The organism is Pseudomonas sp. PB103, assembly GCF_009764635.1.
GTDB lineage: Bacteria > Pseudomonadota > Gammaproteobacteria > Pseudomonadales > Pseudomonadaceae > Aquipseudomonas.
Genome location: NZ_RWIL01000074.1, coordinates 88,159 through 105,819, shown reverse-complemented (window position 1 = coordinate 105,819; position 17,661 = coordinate 88,159). Strand labels below are relative to the sequence as shown.

The 17,661-nt window shown below is 59.3% G+C and carries 17 protein-coding genes; 3 read left to right on the top strand and 14 right to left on the bottom strand.

Going from position 1 to position 17,661, the window contains the following annotated elements:
- Nucleotides 1-11 precede the first annotated feature (11 nt).
- Entirely contained in the window at nucleotides 12-1,163 is a 1,152-nt protein-coding gene (locus tag EJA70_RS14130) for an acyl-CoA dehydrogenase family protein (RefSeq protein ID WP_008082569.1), read from the bottom strand.
- 3 nt (nucleotides 1,164-1,166) lie between these two features.
- A complete protein-coding gene (locus tag EJA70_RS14125; protein WP_158831492.1) occupies nucleotides 1,167-2,273 on the bottom strand; it encodes an enoyl-CoA hydratase/isomerase family protein in 1,107 nt (368 codons plus the stop codon).
- Between the two features lie 434 nt (nucleotides 2,274-2,707).
- On the opposite strand from EJA70_RS14125, the gene EJA70_RS14120 reads away from it, so the two are divergent.
- The 3 genes from EJA70_RS14120 (at nucleotide 2,708) to EJA70_RS14110 (ending at nucleotide 4,363) form a co-directional block, all read left to right on the top strand.
- Nucleotides 2,708-3,214 carry a PAAR domain-containing protein gene (locus EJA70_RS14120; RefSeq protein WP_158831490.1) on the top strand — a complete coding sequence of 169 codons (507 nt, stop codon included), beginning with the start codon at nucleotides 2,708-2,710 and terminating at the stop codon, nucleotides 3,212-3,214.
- Nucleotides 3,214-3,915 (top strand): hypothetical protein, encoded by a 702-nt coding sequence (locus EJA70_RS14115; protein ID WP_158831488.1) that lies wholly within the window; start codon nucleotides 3,214-3,216, stop codon nucleotides 3,913-3,915. Before EJA70_RS14120 ends, EJA70_RS14115 begins: the two co-directional genes overlap by 1 nt.
- Before the next feature lie 88 nt (nucleotides 3,916-4,003).
- Nucleotides 4,004-4,363 (top strand): hypothetical protein, encoded by a 360-nt coding sequence (locus EJA70_RS14110; protein ID WP_256677675.1) that lies wholly within the window; start codon nucleotides 4,004-4,006, stop codon nucleotides 4,361-4,363.
- Between the two features lie 89 nt (nucleotides 4,364-4,452).
- Here the strand turns inward: EJA70_RS14110 and EJA70_RS14105 are convergent, their stop codons facing one another.
- The 12 genes from EJA70_RS14105 to arnB form a co-directional block, all read right to left on the bottom strand.
- Complete coding sequence (locus tag EJA70_RS14105; RefSeq protein ID WP_158831484.1) at nucleotides 4,453-5,139, bottom strand: HPP family protein; 687 nt, start codon at nucleotides 5,137-5,139, stop codon at nucleotides 4,453-4,455.
- A 156-nt stretch (nucleotides 5,140-5,295) separates the two neighbouring features.
- The gene (locus EJA70_RS14100; protein WP_158831482.1) at nucleotides 5,296-6,474 is read right to left on the bottom strand and encodes an MFS transporter; all 1,179 of its coding nucleotides are present in this window, start codon (nucleotides 6,472-6,474) and stop codon (nucleotides 5,296-5,298) included.
- A 196-nt stretch (nucleotides 6,475-6,670) separates the two neighbouring features.
- Nucleotides 6,671-6,934, bottom strand: a complete 264-nt coding sequence (locus EJA70_RS31120) for a GNAT family N-acetyltransferase (RefSeq protein ID WP_158831480.1) — start codon at nucleotides 6,932-6,934, stop codon at nucleotides 6,671-6,673.
- A gap of 134 nt (nucleotides 6,935-7,068) precedes the next feature.
- Nucleotides 7,069-8,667 carry a glycosyltransferase family 39 protein gene (locus EJA70_RS14090; RefSeq protein ID WP_158831478.1) on the bottom strand — a complete coding sequence of 533 codons (1,599 nt, stop codon included), beginning with the start codon at nucleotides 8,665-8,667 and terminating at the stop codon, nucleotides 7,069-7,071.
- Nucleotides 8,664-10,043, bottom strand: a complete 1,380-nt coding sequence (locus EJA70_RS14085) for a UDP-glucose/GDP-mannose dehydrogenase family protein (protein WP_158831476.1) — start codon at nucleotides 10,041-10,043, stop codon at nucleotides 8,664-8,666. Before EJA70_RS14085 ends, EJA70_RS14090 begins: the two co-directional genes overlap by 4 nt.
- Nucleotides 10,040-10,444 carry a 4-amino-4-deoxy-L-arabinose-phosphoundecaprenol flippase subunit ArnF gene (gene arnF / locus EJA70_RS14080; RefSeq protein WP_158831474.1) on the bottom strand — a complete coding sequence of 135 codons (405 nt, stop codon included), beginning with the start codon at nucleotides 10,442-10,444 and terminating at the stop codon, nucleotides 10,040-10,042. Before arnF ends, EJA70_RS14085 begins: the two co-directional genes overlap by 4 nt.
- On the bottom strand, nucleotides 10,441-10,785 hold the full coding sequence (gene arnE, locus EJA70_RS14075) for a 4-amino-4-deoxy-L-arabinose-phosphoundecaprenol flippase subunit ArnE (RefSeq protein ID WP_158831472.1): 345 nt from the start codon (nucleotides 10,783-10,785) through the stop codon (nucleotides 10,441-10,443). Before arnE ends, arnF begins: the two co-directional genes overlap by 4 nt.
- Nucleotides 10,782-12,434, bottom strand: a complete 1,653-nt coding sequence (gene arnT / locus EJA70_RS14070) for a lipid IV(A) 4-amino-4-deoxy-L-arabinosyltransferase (protein ID WP_158831470.1) — start codon at nucleotides 12,432-12,434, stop codon at nucleotides 10,782-10,784. Before arnT ends, arnE begins: the two co-directional genes overlap by 4 nt.
- On the bottom strand, nucleotides 12,431-13,315 hold the full coding sequence (gene arnD, locus EJA70_RS14065; RefSeq protein WP_158831468.1) for a 4-deoxy-4-formamido-L-arabinose-phosphoundecaprenol deformylase: 885 nt from the start codon (nucleotides 13,313-13,315) through the stop codon (nucleotides 12,431-12,433). The genes arnT and arnD overlap by 4 nt, the downstream gene beginning before the upstream one ends.
- Nucleotides 13,315-15,306: a bifunctional UDP-4-amino-4-deoxy-L-arabinose formyltransferase/UDP-glucuronic acid oxidase ArnA gene (gene arnA / locus EJA70_RS14060; RefSeq protein ID WP_158831466.1), complete on the bottom strand. Its 1,992-nt coding sequence runs from the start codon at nucleotides 15,304-15,306 to the stop codon at nucleotides 13,315-13,317. Before arnA ends, arnD begins: the two co-directional genes overlap by 1 nt.
- Entirely contained in the window at nucleotides 15,303-16,337 is a 1,035-nt protein-coding gene (gene arnC, locus EJA70_RS14055; protein ID WP_158831464.1) for an undecaprenyl-phosphate 4-deoxy-4-formamido-L-arabinose transferase, read from the bottom strand. The genes arnA and arnC overlap by 4 nt, the downstream gene beginning before the upstream one ends.
- The gene (gene arnB / locus EJA70_RS14050; RefSeq protein WP_158831462.1) at nucleotides 16,334-17,482 is read right to left on the bottom strand and encodes a UDP-4-amino-4-deoxy-L-arabinose aminotransferase; all 1,149 of its coding nucleotides are present in this window, start codon (nucleotides 17,480-17,482) and stop codon (nucleotides 16,334-16,336) included. The genes arnC and arnB overlap by 4 nt, the downstream gene beginning before the upstream one ends.
- Nucleotides 17,483-17,661: the final 179 nt, after the last annotated feature.

Genomic DNA, 17,661 nt, shown 5'->3' with positions numbered 1-17,661 from the left:
GCCCAACACCATCACAACTGATAGTTCTTCAAATCCCGCGCAATGACCATCCGCTGTATCTCGCTCGACCCCTCATAAATCTGCGTGATCCGCGCATCGCGGTAGTACTTCTCGACCGGATAATCCTCCAGATACCCATACCCGCCATGAATCTGAATCGCCGACGAACAGACCTTCTCGGCCATTTCCGAGGCAAACAATTTGGCCTGCGAGGCTTCCGACAAACACGGTTTACCCGCCGAACGCAGGCGCGCCGCGTGGAGGATCAGCAGGCGTGCCGCGTTGATCTGCATGTGCATGTCGGCCAGCAGGTTGGCGATGCTCTGGTGTTCGATGATCGGCTTGTCGAACTGCACCCGATCTTTCGAGTAGGCGAGCGCCGCTTCAAACGCCGCGCGGGCTATGCCGAGCGCCTGAGCGGCGATGCCGATACGTCCGCCCTCAAGATTGGACAGGGCAATCGCCAGGCCTTTGCCGCGTTCGCCGAGCAGGTTGGCCTCGGGAATGCTGCAGTTGTTCAAGGTCACGGCGCAGGTGTCGGAAGCACGGATACCCATTTTGTGTTCGGTGCGATCAACGATAAAACCGGCGGTATCCGTCGGTACCAGAAACGCCGAAATGCCTTTCTTGCCCAGATCGGGATCGGTCACCGCAAACACGATAGCCAGTTTCGCCCGTTTGCCGTTGCTGACAAATTGCTTGGAACCGTTGATCACCCACTGGCCGTCGCGCAGCTCGGCGCGGGTGCGCAGGTTGTGCGCCTCGGAGCCGGCCTGCGGCTCGGTCAGGCAGAAGCAGCCGATGGTTTGCCCGCTGGCGAGGTCCGCCAGCCAGGTCTGTTTCTGTGCTTCGCTGCCGTAGTTGAGCACCGGGCCGCAGCCGACCGAGTTGTGGATACTCATAAACGCGCCGGTCGCGCCATCGCCTGCGGAAATCTCTTCGACCGCCAAGGCATACGCCACATAGTCAACATAAGTGCCGCCCCATTCTTCGGGCACCACCATGCCGAGCAAACCCAGTTCGCCCATCTTCGCGACCAGCGCGTCGTCGATCCAGCCAGCCTTTTCCCACGCTTGCGCGTGCGGTGCGATTTCGCCACGGGCGAAGTCCCGGGCCATGTCGCGGATCATCACTTGTTCTTCAGTCAGTTCGAGATCGTGCATGGCTCAGTTCCCGCTCTCAGCAAACCCGTGGAAGAAACTCGCGACATGGTCCGCGTCGAGCGCAGCCAGGGTCGGCGGGTTCCAGCGAGGTGTCTTGTCTTTGTCGATCAGCAGGGCACGTACGCCCTCGATCAAGTCGCCGCGCTCAAACCACTGGCGGTCCAGATGCAACTCCAGTGCGAAGCACTGTTCCAGGCTCAGGTGACGGCCGCGACGGAGCATGTCCAGGGTCACGGCCATGGCCAGTGGCGAGCGGGTTTCCAGCAGATTCGCGGTGGCGGTTGCCCATTCATGGCTGTCGGCGACGGTGACCGCGCGCAGTTGCTCGACCATGCTCGGCACGTCGGGCAGGGCGAAGAAGTGGTCGATGGCCGGGCGCAGCGCTTCCAGTGGCGCATCGGCCAGGGTTTGCACAGCGTGTTTGGCCAACAGGTTCTGCAGCGCCTTGAGCGGCGTGTCTTGCCATTCCAGTTGATCGAGTTTTTCATCGAGCAGCGCCAGTTTGCTGCTGTCCAGATACCAGTCGGCGAGGCCGCAATACAGCGCATCGGCCGCGCGAATCTGTACGCCGCTGACGCCCAGATAAATCCCCAGTTCACCGGGAATCCGCGACAGGAAATAACTGCCGCCGACGTCCGGGAAATAACCGATGGCCACTTCCGGCATCGCCAGTCGGCTCTTCTCGGTGACCACGCGCAGATCCGCGCCTTGCACCAGTCCCATGCCGCCGCCGAGGACAAAACCGTCCATCAAGGCCAGCACCGGTTTGCGGTAGTGATGAATCGTCAGGTCGAGGGCGTATTCCTCGACGAAGAAGTCTTCGTGCAAGGTATCGCCGCTTTTGAAGCTGTCGTATAGCGAGCGAATGTCGCCGCCGGCGCAGAAGGCTTTTTCACCGGCACCGCGCAGCACTACTGCATGGACATTGGCGTCAGCCGCCCAGGCGTCGAGCTGTCGTTGCAGCAGGCGCACCATGTCGAGGGTGATGGCGTTGAGGCCGGCGGGGCGGTTGAGGGTCAGGTGACCGATGTGGTTGCGAACCTCGGCCAGCACGTCGTCTTGCGTGGCATCCATGGACTGAGTCCGCGGGGATGAAGCCTGAGCTGTCATCAGTAACTCCCTGCTTTTATTGTCTTTATTCGAGAAGCTCGCGCGCGAGCGTTACCGGATCGTAACAGTGCAAATTTGCCCTGTACAACGGGGATATCTGCAGGGCCTGTCTGCGTTTTTACCTTACCCAAAAATATACGCGGGCTCATGTTAGGAGCTGCCGAAGGCTGCGATCTGTTGATCTTGTTTTTTCAAGATCAAAAGATCGCGGCTTCGTTGTATTTAACAGCTCTTGCTTCAAATCTGCTTCAGAATCTGTCGGCCGAGCACATCTTTCACGTCGACAGGAAGTGAGCAAAGGTCAGTCAACCGGCGGTGCATGGGAGGAGGCTTCTTATCGTGTAAGCCAGTTCCTGTATAGTTTTCATTTGTTCAGGAACCATCGAAGATCAGGTAACATCCGCCAGTTCGTGATGTTAGAAGGAGACTAAACGATGGCAGGAAAGCCAGTCGCACGACTAGGAGATCCGGGCAGTCACGGTGGGAATATCACTACCGGATCAAGCCCGATTTTTGTTAACTCAATGCCCGTGGCTTTGGTAGGAGATATCTACTCCTGTCCGATTCACGGTAGCAACCCCATAACAACAGGCGCCCCGCATGTCTTTGGGTTAGGGAAAGACGTAGCGCACGTTGACTCGCAAACAGCATGTGGCGCGACGATAACGGCTGGTTCCCCCGATACTTTTGTCGGTGAGTTTGGGGGTGGTGCTTCGACCAGTTTTTTCTCGGAATTTCTCAAAGAAAAGACTTTTGTTGAGTTTCAGTTGCTTGACGATAGAGATGAGCCTATCGCCAACGAAGCATATGAACTGACGCTACCCGATGGAACTGTGATGACCGGTGTTCTTGACGGAAATGGCTTCGTGCATGTGGCAAATATTCCCAGGGGAAGTTGCAGTATTAAATTCCCGAAACTTGAAGATACGGAACATCTTTAATGGTTCAGCCTACCAAGACGTCTGGTACCAAGCAGGCAGCAAAATCTTCAGGTGCATCAGGCAAAACCACCAGGACGAATAGATTGGCAGTGTCCGGTGCATTTATGGAAATTCTAATCGGAGGCCCCTATACGTTAAAAGGAGAAGACCATACTTACGGTCACGCTGCTTTGCGCGTTGTCGTGGATAATAAAGACATCACCTACGACTTCGGGCGGTATGGGCTGGTATGGGGGCCTTTCAAAAGTGAAGGAGAGGGTATCTTCAATGTATGGACATCTTTCAATGCGTACATAGCGAACGAAAACCGCTACGGGAGGACTACAACGGGTTTTGTTTATTATCTGGGCAATAAAGAAGCCGAGGCGGTGAATACGTACTTCGATGGCGTCATTGCGAGAAAAAAAGAATTGAGAAAGAAGTTTCCTACTTCTACTCGATATCTTTTGCCCGAGAGTTATCAGCCAACGACGAACAACTGTACAACCATGACCATTGGCGGGGCTAAGGTTTCAGGAAAGGCAATCATACAAAACCCCGAGCAGTATGCAGAGCTGAGGGGGCTTTCTTGGGTGGAAAGACAAGCGACGCACACTCAAAGCTCTCCTCGGGATGGAATATTCATGCCGGCAGATTTTCAGGCCATGCTCGAAGGCAACACTGAGGCACGCTATGATAAGAAAAATATTTACAAAAAGTAGGCTGTCACTATTTTTGATCGCAGTGACATTGATCAATGTTGGCGCACTATTTTTTGTTGTTTCTACTGGTTTGATAAGGAGTCGAAGCATGGATATGGTTAAGACAAGAGAGCCTTTGATGATTGCCGGGCGCGGCGATGATGAAAATTATTACGTGCTGCCTCGAGGTACCACACTTTATTATGATCAAAGCTATCCCGAGGGATTCAGTCGTTATATGGTTTACTTTAATCATCAGGGCGTTATTGCTGGTGATGAGGTGCCTATGAAGCCTGAGTATGGCGGCACTTTAATTGATCCTCTCTGGCTGACAAGTGTTGATGCAGATACATTGAAGGAGATTTTTAAACGTTTCCCGCTCTCAAAGAAAGATGTCGCTGAAGCAATAAAGGCAAATGAAATCACCAAGGATGATTTGGCCGATATCATCCGGTCTATGCCGGACTAAGCGATTATGTCGGCGCTGCCAAAGAATGCGATTGTGCCTCTTTAAGAAGATCAAAAGATCGCAGCCTGCGGCAGCTCCTACATAAGGGGTCAGGTGAAGGTCGCGGTGATGCTGCGGCGTTTGGCGTGCAGTTCGCTGGCGTGGATCAGTTGTTCGAGGTCTTCGGGGGTGATGTCGATGAACGCTTCCATGTCGGCCAGCGCCAGCTTGAGGTCTTCGGCGGTGATTGCCTGGCTGTCGACCGGGGCCAGAACCGGCGCCGGTTCTGCCGGGCGTTTCGGGTAACGGATGCGCGTCAGATTATTGTAGGCCAGGGCGCTGAGCAACAGGCACGCGGCACCGAGCATCACCGGTTCCATGGCTTTCCAGTCCATCGCGATGGTCGCCGGATCGGCCAAGACCAGGGTCAAGGCCAAGGCACCGGCCGGCGGATGCAGGCAGCGCAACCAGCACATCAGAATCAACGCCATGCCCGCCGCCAGGCAGGCACTACCGAGGGTTCGTCCCAGCACGTGTGCGACCAGCAGCGCGACGACGCCGGCACACAGATAACCGCCAATGATCGACCACGGTTGGGCGAGCGCGCCGGACGACACGGCGAACAGCAACACCGCCGAAGCACCCAGCGGGCCGATCAGGTGATAAGCCACTTCATGGCCGAACACCTGAGCGCAAAGCCACACACTAAACAGCGTCCCCAAAGCCATGCCGATGGCGGCGCGGCTCCATTCGGTCGGGCGGGTGTTGATGGCGGCGGGCAACCAGCGAGCGAGCATGTGAATCCGATCCTTGCAGCAAATTCAGGGCAAAAAAAAGGACTTGTCCGGCAATCCGGAAAGCCCTCGAAGTGTTCCAACATTGGGGGAGGAACGCGCACAGTGTGCCGGTCTGGCTCGATGCTGACAAATTCATATAAATGCAGTTTGAATGCATTATTTTTGCACTAAGGCTATGCGGCGGCCACTGACGAAACATAAATAGCCGCCGACCGCCGCCAAGGCACTCAAGGCGTAGAACATCACGGGCGCCGGCGTGTGCATCAGCAGAAACCCGCACATCACCGGGCTCGCCGCACCGCCCAGGGCCGCCAGATTCTGTGCGCCGTAGTAGCTGCCGCGCAGTTCTTCGGGGGCCAGGGTGTCGACAAACAGAAAGTCCGCCGGGTAAATGATCATCTCGCCGAGGGTGAAGATGAACATCGCCACGCACCAGCCGACCAGGCTGTCGGCCAGACTGAAACCGACCAGCCCGACAATGAACAGCGCCGTACCGCCGGCAATCCACTGACGCAGGTGCTCGCGCTTGAGAAAACGGCCGATCTGGTACTGCAGCAAAATCACTGTGATCGCGTTGCAGGCGAGCAGGGCGGCCATGGTGTCCAGCGTCTGTTGCTGGGTGTGGGTGACCAGCAGGTATTGCGACAGGTACAGAGTGAAGCGCCCGTGCACCAATGTGCTGAGCAGGCAGCCGAGGGTAAACAGAATCATCGTGCGGTCGTTCTTCAGGATGATCAGGGTCTTGAGAAAACTTTGCGGCGGGCCGACTGCGGTAATCGGATTCGCTTCTTTCGTGGCGCCTAGCAGCAGGAAAATGCTGCCAATGGCGATCGCGCCCGCAACGATGAAGGGCGCTGACGGCTGGATACCGGCAATCACCACGCCGATCATCGGGCCGACGGCATAGCCGATGTTGGTCAGCGTGTAGTTCAGCGAAAACGCCTTGACCCGCTGGCCGACCGGCAGGTTTTCACTGAGGATCGCCTTGGAGCCAATCAGGAACAATGCCGACGCGGTTTCGCTGATGATCAGCACCAGGGTGACCAGATACAGGTTCTGCGCGAAGGTCAGCAGCATCAGGCCGATGCCGCTCGACAACATGCTCAGGATCAGCAACTGCCGCTTGTCCAGCCGATCGATGATGTAGCCACCGTACAGCGACAACAGCGTGGCACTTAACACCGCGATGCCCAGGAGCAGGCCGACGTCTTGCGGGTTGAGGCCGAGTTTGTTGCTGAGGAACAGAGTGAGCAGCGGGCTGATCAGGGCGCGGCTGACGACGACGGTCAGCGAGCTGATCATCAACCGGCGGATGAAGCGCGAGTAGGTGGCCACGAAGAGGTCAATGTCCTTATTTGAAAATGCCTGGCGGGCGTACGCCATGCTCACCGGACAACCATCCCCGGTCAAATACAAATACGGTAGGAGCTGCCGCAGGCTGCGATCTTTGATCGTTCCCACGCTCCGCGTGGAAATGCAGCCGGGGACGCTCCGCGTCCTGAAATCAAAAGATCCCAGCCTGCGGCAGCTCCTACAGGGGAATTGTCGGCAGGAGCATGGCGCAGCGACGTTCTGCGGGAAAGTTGTGGGCGATTTCGACCTGCAGTGCGTCGTGTAGATGGCCGAAGTTGTGTGAGGAGGGCAACTCGATAAAACCCATGCGTCGATAGAACGGCGCATTCCACGGCAGGTCGCGAAACGTGGTCAATGTCACTGCCTGCAATTGCAGCTGGCGGGCCTTTTCAATCGCTGCCGTCACCAGTGGGGAGGGCCGCTGCGTCAGCGGGTCGTGCAAGGCGAATGAGCATATTCATGTAGGAGCTGCCGCAGGCTGCGATCTTTTGATTTCGGGACGCGGAGCGTCTCTGGCTGCATTCCCTCGCGGAGCGTGGGAACGATCAATCAAAAGATCGCAGCCTTCGGCAGCTCCTACAAGGGCTTCAAGTGCAGGAGGACGTAATCGTTTTTGTCGAAGCGACCACTGAGTAGCGGTTGCAGCAGTTCCAGCGGCGTGCCCTTGAGCGATTGCAGGTCGCTACGATCCATCATCAGCCACGCCGGCCCCTTGAGTGCCTCCAGTTGCTGTACCGAGTCAGTGAACTGCGGCTGCAGATCCTGCTCGACGTTGACCATGAACTTGATCGCCTTCGCGTCCTTGCCCATGCCGTGCAACACCAGGGGCGCGGGGCTTTGCTGAACCTGAGCGAACACCGCGCGACTGAACGTCTGCGTGTCGTACAGCCGCCGTTCCACCGGTTCAAACACCACTGCATACACCGTCCACAATGCCAACACGGCACACAGCGCCAGCACTTCGGCGCGCCCGCGAGGGATCAGCAATCGTGACAGCGCCAACAGTTGCAGCACGCCCAGGGCGATCAGGACGAACGTCACCTCGCTCAACTGCTCGGGAAACTTTCGTCGGGCAACCAGCAAAGCAACCAGCAACAACCCCGGCGTGAGTAGCCACACGCCGAGTATCAAACCGCGCAACCAGCGGAACACCCGCCCATGAACCACCTGAAACGGATACGCGGCAATGATCGCCGCCATCGGCAACATCGGCAGCAGATACCGTGCCTTTTTCGCCTGGGGGATCGACAACCCGACCATCACGATCAAACCCGCCGCCGCGCAATATTGCACCAGTCGCAAGGCGGGGCCGCGCTGCTGCGGTTTACTCAGCCAGGCCGCTACCAATGCCAGTAACGCCAACGGATACGCCAGCGCATAGTTACCGAAAGAACTGCTGAAGTAGTACAACGAACCGCTGACGCCCTCGCTGCCATCCATGCGCCCCATGAACTGCATGCGGATCACGTCCTGCATGAATGCCGCTCCGCCGCTGACTTGCGCCAACCACAACAACAGGCCGATACAAGCGGCCAGCAACACCGAGGCGAGCACACCGAACACCAGCAACCGCGCCCATTCACGGTTGAGCAAGTAGTAACTGCAAAGCATGCCGGTCGGCACCACCAGACCGATCGGCCCGCGAATACCAAAACCGAGCAACAACAAGACGAAAATCAGCGGCCAGTGTCGTCGCCCGCCAAAGTAGTCATGGGCGTAACCCAGATAGAACACCGCCAACGCCACTGCGGCGAGCATCAAGTCCTGCGACACCGCGCGCACTTCGCTGACGAATGTGTTGGTGAGCAGCAACAACGCAATACTGATCAATGCCCAGCGCCGCGAATAGGGCGCCAACAGCCGATACATCAATGTCACGATCACAGCGCCGGCGATTGCACTCGGCGCCCACGCGGTGAACGCATTGACCGCGCCGAAGGGTAACGACAGCAGCCAGATGAACAAGGTCGACAGCGCCGAATAGTCGGCGTATGGCTGCCCGTACGTGGTCGGAAAAATCGTCGGCCCGTGGCGCAGCATTTCCTGCGCAAACAGCACAAACCGTGAGTCGAAGCCGATCGGAGCCTGCCCGTATACCCCGGCCATGCACACTAAAAACGCCAGCAGCCCCGCGATCAGGGACTGCCGGCGAATCTCGGGCGTTAACGTGATCAAGCGACGTCGGACGCGTGCGGCCACTGTTGCAGCGGAATCGGCAATTTGCGCGATTCGCCACGGCCCATCGGGAAGTACTGGATGCCGTTGCGCTCCAGACGCTCGGCGTCGTAGAGGTTACGGCCGTCGAAGATCACCGGATTGTTGAGGCGCTGTTTGATCAGGTCAAAATCCGGCGCCTTGAACTGCTGCCATTCAGTGCAGATGATCAAGGCGTCAGCGCCAGGCAATACCGATTCCGGGGTGCCCATCAGCATCAGTCTCGATTCGTCGGGGTAGAGGTTCTGGGTCTCCTGCATGGCTTCCGGGTCGAACGCGCGCACGCTGGCGCCGGCGGCCCACAATTCCTCCAGCAGCACACGGCTCGGTGCATCGCGCATGTCGTCGGTGTTCGGTTTGAACGCCAGGCCCCACAGGGCGAAGGTCTTGCCGCGCAGTTCGCCTTGGTAGAACGCATTGATGCGCTCAAACAACTTGTGTTTCTGCCGCTGATTGATCGCCTCGACCGCTTGCAGCAAATCGCTGGAGCAGTGCGCTTCTTCGGCACTGTGGATCAGCGCACGCATGTCTTTGGGGAAACACGAACCGCCATAACCGCAGCCTGGATAGATGAAGTGGTAACCGATGCGCGTATCGGCACCGATGCCCTGACGCACCGATTCAATGTCGGCGCCAAGGTGTTCGGCGAGTTCGGCGATCTGGTTGATGAAACTGATCTTGGTCGCCAGCATGCAGTTGGCGGCGTATTTGGTCAGCTCGGCGCTGCGCAGGTCCATGAACATGATGCGGTCATGGTTGCGGTTGAATGGCGAATACAGGTCACGCATCACGTCGCGCACCTCATCGCCTTCGCAACCGATGACGATGCGGTCCGGCCGGCGGCAGTCGGCAACCGCCGAGCCTTCCTTGAGAAACTCCGGGTTGGAGACGATATCGAACTGCAGCAGGCGGCCGACCTTGACCAGGGCTTTTTCGATGTGCGTGCGCAAGGTGTCGCCGGTGCCCACGGGCACGGTGGATTTTTCCACCAGAATCAGCGGTTGCTCACGATGGCGGGCAATCGCATCGCCCACCGATAGTACGTAACGCAGATCCGCTGAACCGTCCTCACGCGACGGCGTCCCCACCGCAATAAACGCCACTCGACCGTGTTGCACCGCGAGTTTTTCATCGGTGGTGAACAGCAGGCGTTTCGAATCGAGGCCTTCGCGTACCAGGCTGGCCAGCCCCGGTTCGAAGATGCTGACGTGACCCTGGCGCAACAGGTCGACCTTCTTCTGGTCGACGTCCATGCACACGACATCATGGCCGACCTCGGCCAACACGGCCGCTTGCACCAGACCGACGTAACCGCTGCCAAATACTGTGATTTTCATGGAGCACTCCTGAATTCGGGCGCACGAGCCGGACGAGTGTTGATGGTGATGACCCCGAGCATGACCAGCGCCACGCCCAGTGATTTAGTGAAACTGAAGGATTCGTTGAACAGCGGCAGACTGGCCGCCAGCAGGTACACCAGCGCGTAGCTGATGCTCAGCAGCGAATAGGCGCGGCCCAGCGGCAGGTCACGCAGGGCGACGAGCCAGCAGAGCATTGACAGGGCGTAGGCAACAATCGCCGCGATGACCACGGCCAGTGCGCGCAGGTCGAGGCTGTCCAGCGCCAGCCATTGTTCCGGCACGGGCAGGCGGGTCATGCTCCAGCGCATCGCGAGTTGCGCGGCACTGACCAGCAAAACGCTGCCGAGGGCGAAAGTAATTCCGCGACGCTGGTTCATGATTGTTGCCCCAACAACACCACGCCGCCGATCACCAAGGCCACGCCCAACCAATGCTGGCGGTCGATGGGTTCGCGGAAGACGAAGCGGGCGATCAGCGTGATCAGGACGAAATTGAGGCTGAGCATCGGGTAGGCGATGCCGACCTCCAGGCGCTGCAACACCAGCAGCCACACCAGCAGGCCTGAGCCGAGGGCGAGCAGGGCCAGCCATAGCCATGGCGAGCGCAGTTTGGCGGCCCATGTCGACTCAACACCGCGCCAGCTCTCCACGGCGTACTTTTGCGCAACCTGTCCCAGACAGGTCAGCAGGCAAGCGGCCAACAGCAGCAACAGGCTCATGACGCCTCCTTGGGCAGAATCATGATCACCAGGTTGCCCTGCTCATAACGGACGCCGTCCTTTGGCAATCTGTCGATTTCGTCCAGTTCGTCCTGCCCCTTGACGCGCATCACCACGCCGACCGAACCGCTGCGGCGCGCCTCGCGCATCCACTGTTGCACTTGATCGGGATCGACCCGCTGTTGGATGCCGTCAGGATAGGCAAGGCCATATTTCAATTCGCCTATCGTGTTGTACAACGCGACTTGCGGGGTTTTCAGACGCCAGGCCAGCGCCGACGCCGCGCCGAGGTCGTTGCTCAGCAGGTGATCGGTCTGCGCCAGTTCGGTGACGTGATGCTTGATGAATTGGTCGGGCATCTTGTTGGCGACCACCGATTTGGGCAGCGCCGCCGGCAATACGGCGATCAGCAACAGACTGCCGAACGCCGGTGCTGCCCAGCATTGCAGCGGCAGAAAGGCTTGCAGCAGGTTGGCGATAATCCAGCCGATCAGGGCAATGAACACCAGCACCATGCTGTGCAATTCGTGGTCGTAGACCGGTTTGGTCAGTTGCAGGTACACCAGCGCAATCAGCGTGACGACACCCAAGAGCAAATTCAGCAAACCATTGATGCTCAGCGCCCGACCTTGCTCCAGACGCAAACGGTCGGCCAGCGCATGACCGAGCAGCAACGCCATCGGCAGCAGGCACGGCAGGATGTACGTCGGCAATTTGCCGTTGCTCAAGCTGAAAAACAGCAGCGGCATCAGCAGCCACAGCAGGAGAAACACCACGCGGGGCTGGGCGCGCGTATGCCAGGCTTGCTTGAGCGTGGTCGGGATCAAACCCGCCCACGGCAGACTGAACGCTACCAGCAGCGGCAGGTAAAACCACCATGGCGCATCGTGTTGGGCGTCGTCACCGGCAAAGCGGCGAATGTGTTCATGCCAGAAGAAGAACCGCCAGTAGTCGGGCTCTTGCGCATGCACCGACAGCACCCACGGCAAGCTGACGACGATCGCGATAGCAATCGCCACCGGGCCATACATCAGCAGTTCGCGCCAGCGCTTTTGCCAAAGCATCCACGGCAGAGCGATCAACACCGGCAACAGCCACGCGAGGAAACCCTTGGTCATGAAGCCCATGCCACACGCCAGCCCCAGCACTGCCCAGGCAAGCATGCGCTTGCCGCTGGCTTGACTGTCGACAGCAAACCACAGCGCCACCAGGCTCAAGTTGACCCAGAAAGTAAACTGCGGATCGAGGTTGGCGTAACCGGCCTGACCGGCTACCACAGTGAAACTCATGTAGAGCAGGGCGCAGGCAAAGCTTTTGCGCGGATCGTTCCACAAGCGTCGGGCGACGAGATAACACAGCAACACGCTCAACCCGGTGCTCAGCGCCGAAGCGAAGCGCACGCCAAACAGGTTCTGCCCGAACAGCTCTTGCCCAAGCGCGATCATCCAATAGCCGGCAATCGGCTTCTCGAAGTAGCGCAGGCTCATGAAGTGTGGCGACACCCAGTTGCCACTCAGCAACATGTCCTGACTGATTTGCGCGTAGCGCGTCTCATCAGGAATCCACAAACCATGCGTGCCCAATGGCAGCAGGTAAGCCAGCAGACAGATGCCCAACAGCAGCAGCGGCAATGCCCAGCGTCTAGTCATGCGCCTTGCACTCCCAGCCAGCCTTCACGGCCGTCGAGGGCGCCGCGTTGTACGCGACCCACGGGCAAGCTGTTGAAGAACTCGGGCAGCAAGTCGCCCAGCGGTGTGAAGTCGATGCCTCGCTGGCGTGCAGCGGCGAGCAATTGACGAAAATCCTCAGCCAGCAGAATCCCTTCGACTTCGGCATGAATGGTGTAGACGTTGAGCTGTTGCGCACGGAAGTGATCAAGGATGAAACCGTTAAAGTCCCGCGCTGCGACGATGGGGCCGACCACTTCGTCGAAGGTCGGCAGATCCACCGGGATCTGCGGCGTGCCCGGCGTGCCGTCCGCCAACAACGGCCGGAACAGCCGCGTGCCACGGCAATCGCTGTTGTAGCGAAAACCGAAGGCTTGCTTGGCCTCGATCACGCGCTCGTCGGCACGCCAACCGGCGGCGGCCGAACAGTGGATTTTTTCACCGAGAATGTCGCTCAAGGTGTCGACGCCCTGACGGATCTGTTCGATCAGTTGCGCGTTACTCCAGCGCCCGGCATTCGCCTGCCAGCCGTGGTGATCCCACGCATGCAGGCCGACTTCATGACCGGCGTCGCGGGCCTGACGCATCAGGTGCCCGAGTTCGCGGCCAATCGGTTTGCCCGGCCACGCCGTGCCGGCCAGCAAAATATCCCAGCCATACAGGCCGGCAGCATTGGAACGGAGCATCTTCCAGAGGAACTGCGGGCGGATCAGGCGCCACAGATGCCGGCCCATGTTGTCGGGGCCGACACTGAAGAAGAACGTCGCCTTGATCTGCGCCTCGTCGAGCATTTCCAGCAAACGCGGCACACCGTCACGGGTGCCGCGAAAGGTGTCGACGTCGATGCGTAGACCGGCCTGCATTAGCGCTTGTCCGCTTGTTCGAGCATGGCTTCACGCAAAAAGAAGTCGAGCGTGTTGCCGATGGTCTCGCGCATTTCCACGGTCGGCGTCCAGTCGAGCAGGCGCTTGGCGTTGGCGATGCTTGGCTTGCGGTGTTCGACATCCTGATAACCGGCGCCGTAGAACGCCTTGCTCTCGACATCGCGGAAACCGGCGAACGGCGGGAAGTTGTCGCGCAGCGGATGCGCTTCAAACTGGCGCAGCAACTCTTCACCCAACTGGCGAATACTCGCTTCGTTGTCCGGGTTGCCGATGTTGATGATCTGGCCGTTGCAGACATCGCCATCGTTATCGATGATCCGCGCCAGTGCTTCGACGCCGTCGGCAATATCGGTGAAGCAGCGTTTCTGCTCGCCACCGTCAAACAGACGGATTGGCGTGCCTTCGACCAGGTTGAGGATCAACTGGGTGATGGCGCGGGAGCTGCCAATACGGGCCGAATCCAGGCGATCAAGGCGCGGGCCCATCCAGTTGAAAGGGCGGAACAGGGTGAAATTCAAACCCTTGGCGCCGTACGCCCAGATCACCCGATCCAGCAATTGCTTGGATACCGAATAGATCCAGCGCTGCTTGTTGATCGGGCCGACCACCAGGTTCGAGGTGTCTTCGTCGAAATGCTTGTCCTGGCACATGCCATAGACTTCTGAGGTCGACGGGAAGATCACGCGCTTGTTGTACTTGACGCAGTAGCGCACCAGTTTGAGGTTTTCTTCAAAGTCGAGTTCGAACACGCGCAGCGGATTACGGGTGTATTCGATCGGCGTGGCAATCGCTACCAGTGGCAGCACCACATCGCACTTCTTGATGTGGTACTCGATCCACTCCGAGTGAATGCTGATATCGCCTTCGACGTAGTGAAAGTGCGGGTGACTGCGCAGACGCTCGATGGCGTCGGAGCCGATGTCCAGGCCATAGACTTCGTAGCGGTCGTCACGCAGCAAGCGCTCGGACAAGTGATTGCCGATAAAACCGTTGACGCCGAGGATCAGCACGCGAGTGCGACGTGGCGCGCGGCCGGATTCAGCGCCGCGCAGTAGCGAACCGTCGACCAGACCGAGTTCGTTGGCCAGTTGCGGGCCGCTGAGGAACAGGCCGTTGTCGTTGCGCTGACCGGAGAGGATCACCAGCGAGTCTTCACCGCAGGCAATGCGCAACGGGTCGACGCTGATCACGCGGCCCGGTGCCTGACCGTCGTTGCCTTTGACGACTTCAGCGCTCCAGACGATCAGTTTGTGCTCACCCACAGCGCAGAACGCGCCCGGGTACGGCTGGGTGACGGCACGCACCAGATTGAACAGTTGCTCGGCCGGTTGCGCCCAGAGCAGTTTGCCGTCGGCGGCAGTGCGACGACCAAATACTGTGGCTTTCGATTCGTCCTGCGCGGTTTCGCTGATCTTGCCTTGGAGCATTGCTGGCAGGGTATCGCGCAGCAGGTCGGAGGCGGCGATGCGCAGTTTGCCGTGCAGGCTCAGCGCGGTGTCGCTGCGTTCGATGGCCACGCGTTGCTGGGCGACGATGGCACCGGCGTCGGCACGCTTGACCATGCGGTGCAGGGTCACGCCGGTTTCGGTCTCGCCGTTGACCAGCACCCAGTTGGCTGGGGCGCGACCACGGTAGCTCGGCAGCAACGAGCCGTGCAGGTTGAACGCACCTTTTTTCGCGGTGGTCAGCAGCTGTTCGCTCAGCAGGTTGCGGTAGTAGAAGGAGAAAATGTATTCCGGGTCGAGCTTGGCAATGCGCTCGATCCACAGTGGGTGATTGACGTCTTCCGGGGCGTGCACCGGGATGCCTTTTTGCGCGCACAGTTGCGCAACCGAGGCATAGAACGCGGTTTCTTTCGGGTCATCGGCGTGAGTGAACACAGCAGCGATGTCGTAGCCGCTGTCGAGCAGGGCTTGAATGCCGGCGCAGCCAATGTCGTGGTAAGCGAAGACAACAGTTTTTGCACTCATGAGAGGACCTGACCGGAAGTAGAAGTGGAATTGGAAGTGGAAGAAAGACCGTCAACGGTGACCGCAGGCGCCGGGTGGGCGGCGTGGCTGCGCAAGACTTTTTCAATGAAGAAACGCGGGCGGGCACGCACGTCGCTGTACATGCGCCCGAGGTATTCGCCGAGCAGGCCCATGCCGATGAACTGGCCACCGGTGAACACGAACAACACGGCGAACAGCACAAACAAGCCATCGCCCGCCCAGCCGGCGCCGAGCGTCAGACGCAGGACAATCAGCACGGCGGCAAACAACAAGCCGAGCCCGGCCATGGCGAAGCCGACGATGCTCAGCAAACGCAAAGGCGTGGTGGTCATGCAGGTGATCAGGTCGAACATCAGGTTGATCAAACGCATCGGGCTGTATTTCGAATCGCCGTGTTCACGCTCGGCGTGGGCGACGACGATTTCCGTGGTGTGGCGGGCGAAGCTGTTGGCCAGAATCGGGATGAAGGTGCTGCGTTCACGGCAGGCGAGCATCGCGTCGATGATCGTGCGGCGGTAAGCGCGCAGCATGCAGCCGTAGTCGCTCATGGCGACGCCGGTAGAGCGCTGCACGGCGAGGTTGATCAGCTTCGACGGATAACGGCGCAGCGCCGAATCCTGACGGTTGCCGCGCACGGTGCCGACCACGTCGTAGCCCTTTTCGGCTTCGGCGACCAGGCGCGGGATTTCTTCCGGCGGGTTCTGCAGGTCGGCGTCGAGGGTGATCACCACGTCGCCTTTGCACTGCTCGAAACCGGCCATGATTGCCGCGTGCTGGCCGTAGTTGCGGTTGAGAATGACCGCCACGAACGGGCTGTCTTCACGGCTCGCGGCTTCTTCCAGCAGGTTGGCGGACTCGTCACGGCTACCGTCGTCGACGAGGACGATCTCATAGTCGTGACGCAGCATCCGGCACGCCGCTTCGGTGCGGCGCAACAGTTCCGGCAGGCTGTCCTGTTCGTTGTAGACCGGGATGACGATCGACACACAGCGGATCGGATAGGGTTTCACAGGCGTTTGTCCATAAGAGTGGCGATGGCGCCGACCACGCGATCAAGGTCTTGATCGCTCATGTCGGGGAACAACGGAATCGAGCACAGCCGCGCCGAGTTCCACTCGGTATTGGGCAGGTACAGGTGTGGGTCACGCTGGCGATACCAGGTGTGCAGGTGGGTGGCGATGAAATGGATGCCGGTGCCGATGCCTTGGTCCTGCAAGCCTTTCATGAAAGCTTCGCGGTCCATGCCGCAGCGCTCGCTGTCGATGCGCAGGATGAACAGGTGCCAGGCGTGTTGCTGGGCGTAGGCGGGCAGGGCCAGTGGTTGCACCGGCAGGCCTTCGAGTTTTTGCCGGTAGGCCGTGGCCAACTCGGTGCGGCGCGCGTTGATTGCATCCAGGCGCTCGAGCTGCACCAGCGCGATGGCAGCGTTGATGTCGGCCAGGTTGTATTTGAACCCCGGTTCCATCACCTGCGCCTGCGGCTTGCGGCCACCGGTCAGGCGGTCGTAGGCGTCAACACCGAGGCCGTGGAATTTGAGCATGCGCACACGGCTGGCCAGCGCTTCGTCGTCGGTGACGAACATTGCGCCTTCGGCACAGGTCATGTTCTTGATCGCGTGGAAGGAGAAAATCGCCGTGCCTTGCGAGCCAACGTGGCGGCCCTTGTAGCGGGTACCGGCGGCGTGTGCGGCGTCTTCGATCACGGCGATCCCGTGTTTTTCAGCCAGGGCGTACAGCGGATCGAGATCAAATGCGGCGCCGGCGTAATGCACCGGGATGATCGCTTTGGTGCGCGGCGTGATCGCGGCTTCGATACGCGCAGCGTCGGTCATCAGGGTGTCGCGGTCGACGTCGACGAACACCGGTTTGGCGCCGAGCAGCGAGATCATGTTGGCGGTCGAGACCCAGGTTTGCGACGGAGTGATGACTTCGTCACCCGGGCCGATGCCTAGCGCGAGCAGCGCGATATGCATGCCGCCGGTTGCCGAGGAAAGTGCTACCGCATGCCGGCAACCAACGTAGTCTGCGAATTGTTCTTCGAGTGCCTGATTTTTAGGCCCGGTGGTAATCCAGCCGGAACGCAATACTTGCTCTACGGCTGCAATTTCTTCTTCGCCGATACTCGGGCGAGAAAAAGGGAGAAACGCCTGACTCATGGACACCTCATCACAAACAATCAGAAGAAAACCAACTCTTTAAATAGGATCCAATTTCAGCGTAGACGCAAAAATTACCTTTGCATCAATAAGTTGCTGAAACGGCTTCCGTCGGGGGCTGGTTGACTTTTGTGGCTTCGCGCGGCAGTTTGGACAGGGCCGACACGGGATCTGTTGGA

Excerpts from the sequence above, each read along its gene's own strand:
- EJA70_RS14105 (WP_158831484.1), bottom strand. The coding sequence starts at position 5,139 with ATGCTCGCTCGCTGGTTGCCCGCCGCCATCAACACCCGCCCGACCGAA.
- EJA70_RS14115 (WP_158831488.1), top strand. The coding sequence starts at position 3,214 with ATGGTTCAGCCTACCAAGACGTCTGGTACCAAGCAGGCAGCAAAATCT.
- arnF (WP_158831474.1), bottom strand. The coding sequence starts at position 10,444 with ATGAACCAGCGTCGCGGAATTACTTTCGCCCTCGGCAGCGTTTTGCTG.
- EJA70_RS14120 (WP_158831490.1), top strand. The coding sequence starts at position 2,708 with ATGGCAGGAAAGCCAGTCGCACGACTAGGAGATCCGGGCAGTCACGGT.
- EJA70_RS14125 (WP_158831492.1), bottom strand. The coding sequence starts at position 2,273 with ATGACAGCTCAGGCTTCATCCCCGCGGACTCAGTCCATGGATGCCACG.
- arnA (WP_158831466.1), bottom strand. The coding sequence starts at position 15,306 with ATGAGTGCAAAAACTGTTGTCTTCGCTTACCACGACATTGGCTGCGCC.
- EJA70_RS14085 (WP_158831476.1), bottom strand. The coding sequence starts at position 10,043 with ATGAAAATCACAGTATTTGGCAGCGGTTACGTCGGTCTGGTGCAAGCG.
- arnD (WP_158831468.1), bottom strand. The coding sequence starts at position 13,315 with ATGCAGGCCGGTCTACGCATCGACGTCGACACCTTTCGCGGCACCCGT.
- EJA70_RS14130 (WP_008082569.1), bottom strand. The coding sequence starts at position 1,163 with ATGCACGATCTCGAACTGACTGAAGAACAAGTGATGATCCGCGACATG.
- arnE (WP_158831472.1), bottom strand. The coding sequence starts at position 10,785 with ATGAGCCTGTTGCTGCTGTTGGCCGCTTGCCTGCTGACCTGTCTGGGA.
- EJA70_RS14110 (WP_256677675.1), top strand. The coding sequence starts at position 4,004 with ATGGATATGGTTAAGACAAGAGAGCCTTTGATGATTGCCGGGCGCGGC.
- arnT (WP_158831470.1), bottom strand. The coding sequence starts at position 12,434 with ATGACTAGACGCTGGGCATTGCCGCTGCTGCTGTTGGGCATCTGTCTG.
- arnB (WP_158831462.1), bottom strand. The coding sequence starts at position 17,482 with ATGAGTCAGGCGTTTCTCCCTTTTTCTCGCCCGAGTATCGGCGAAGAA.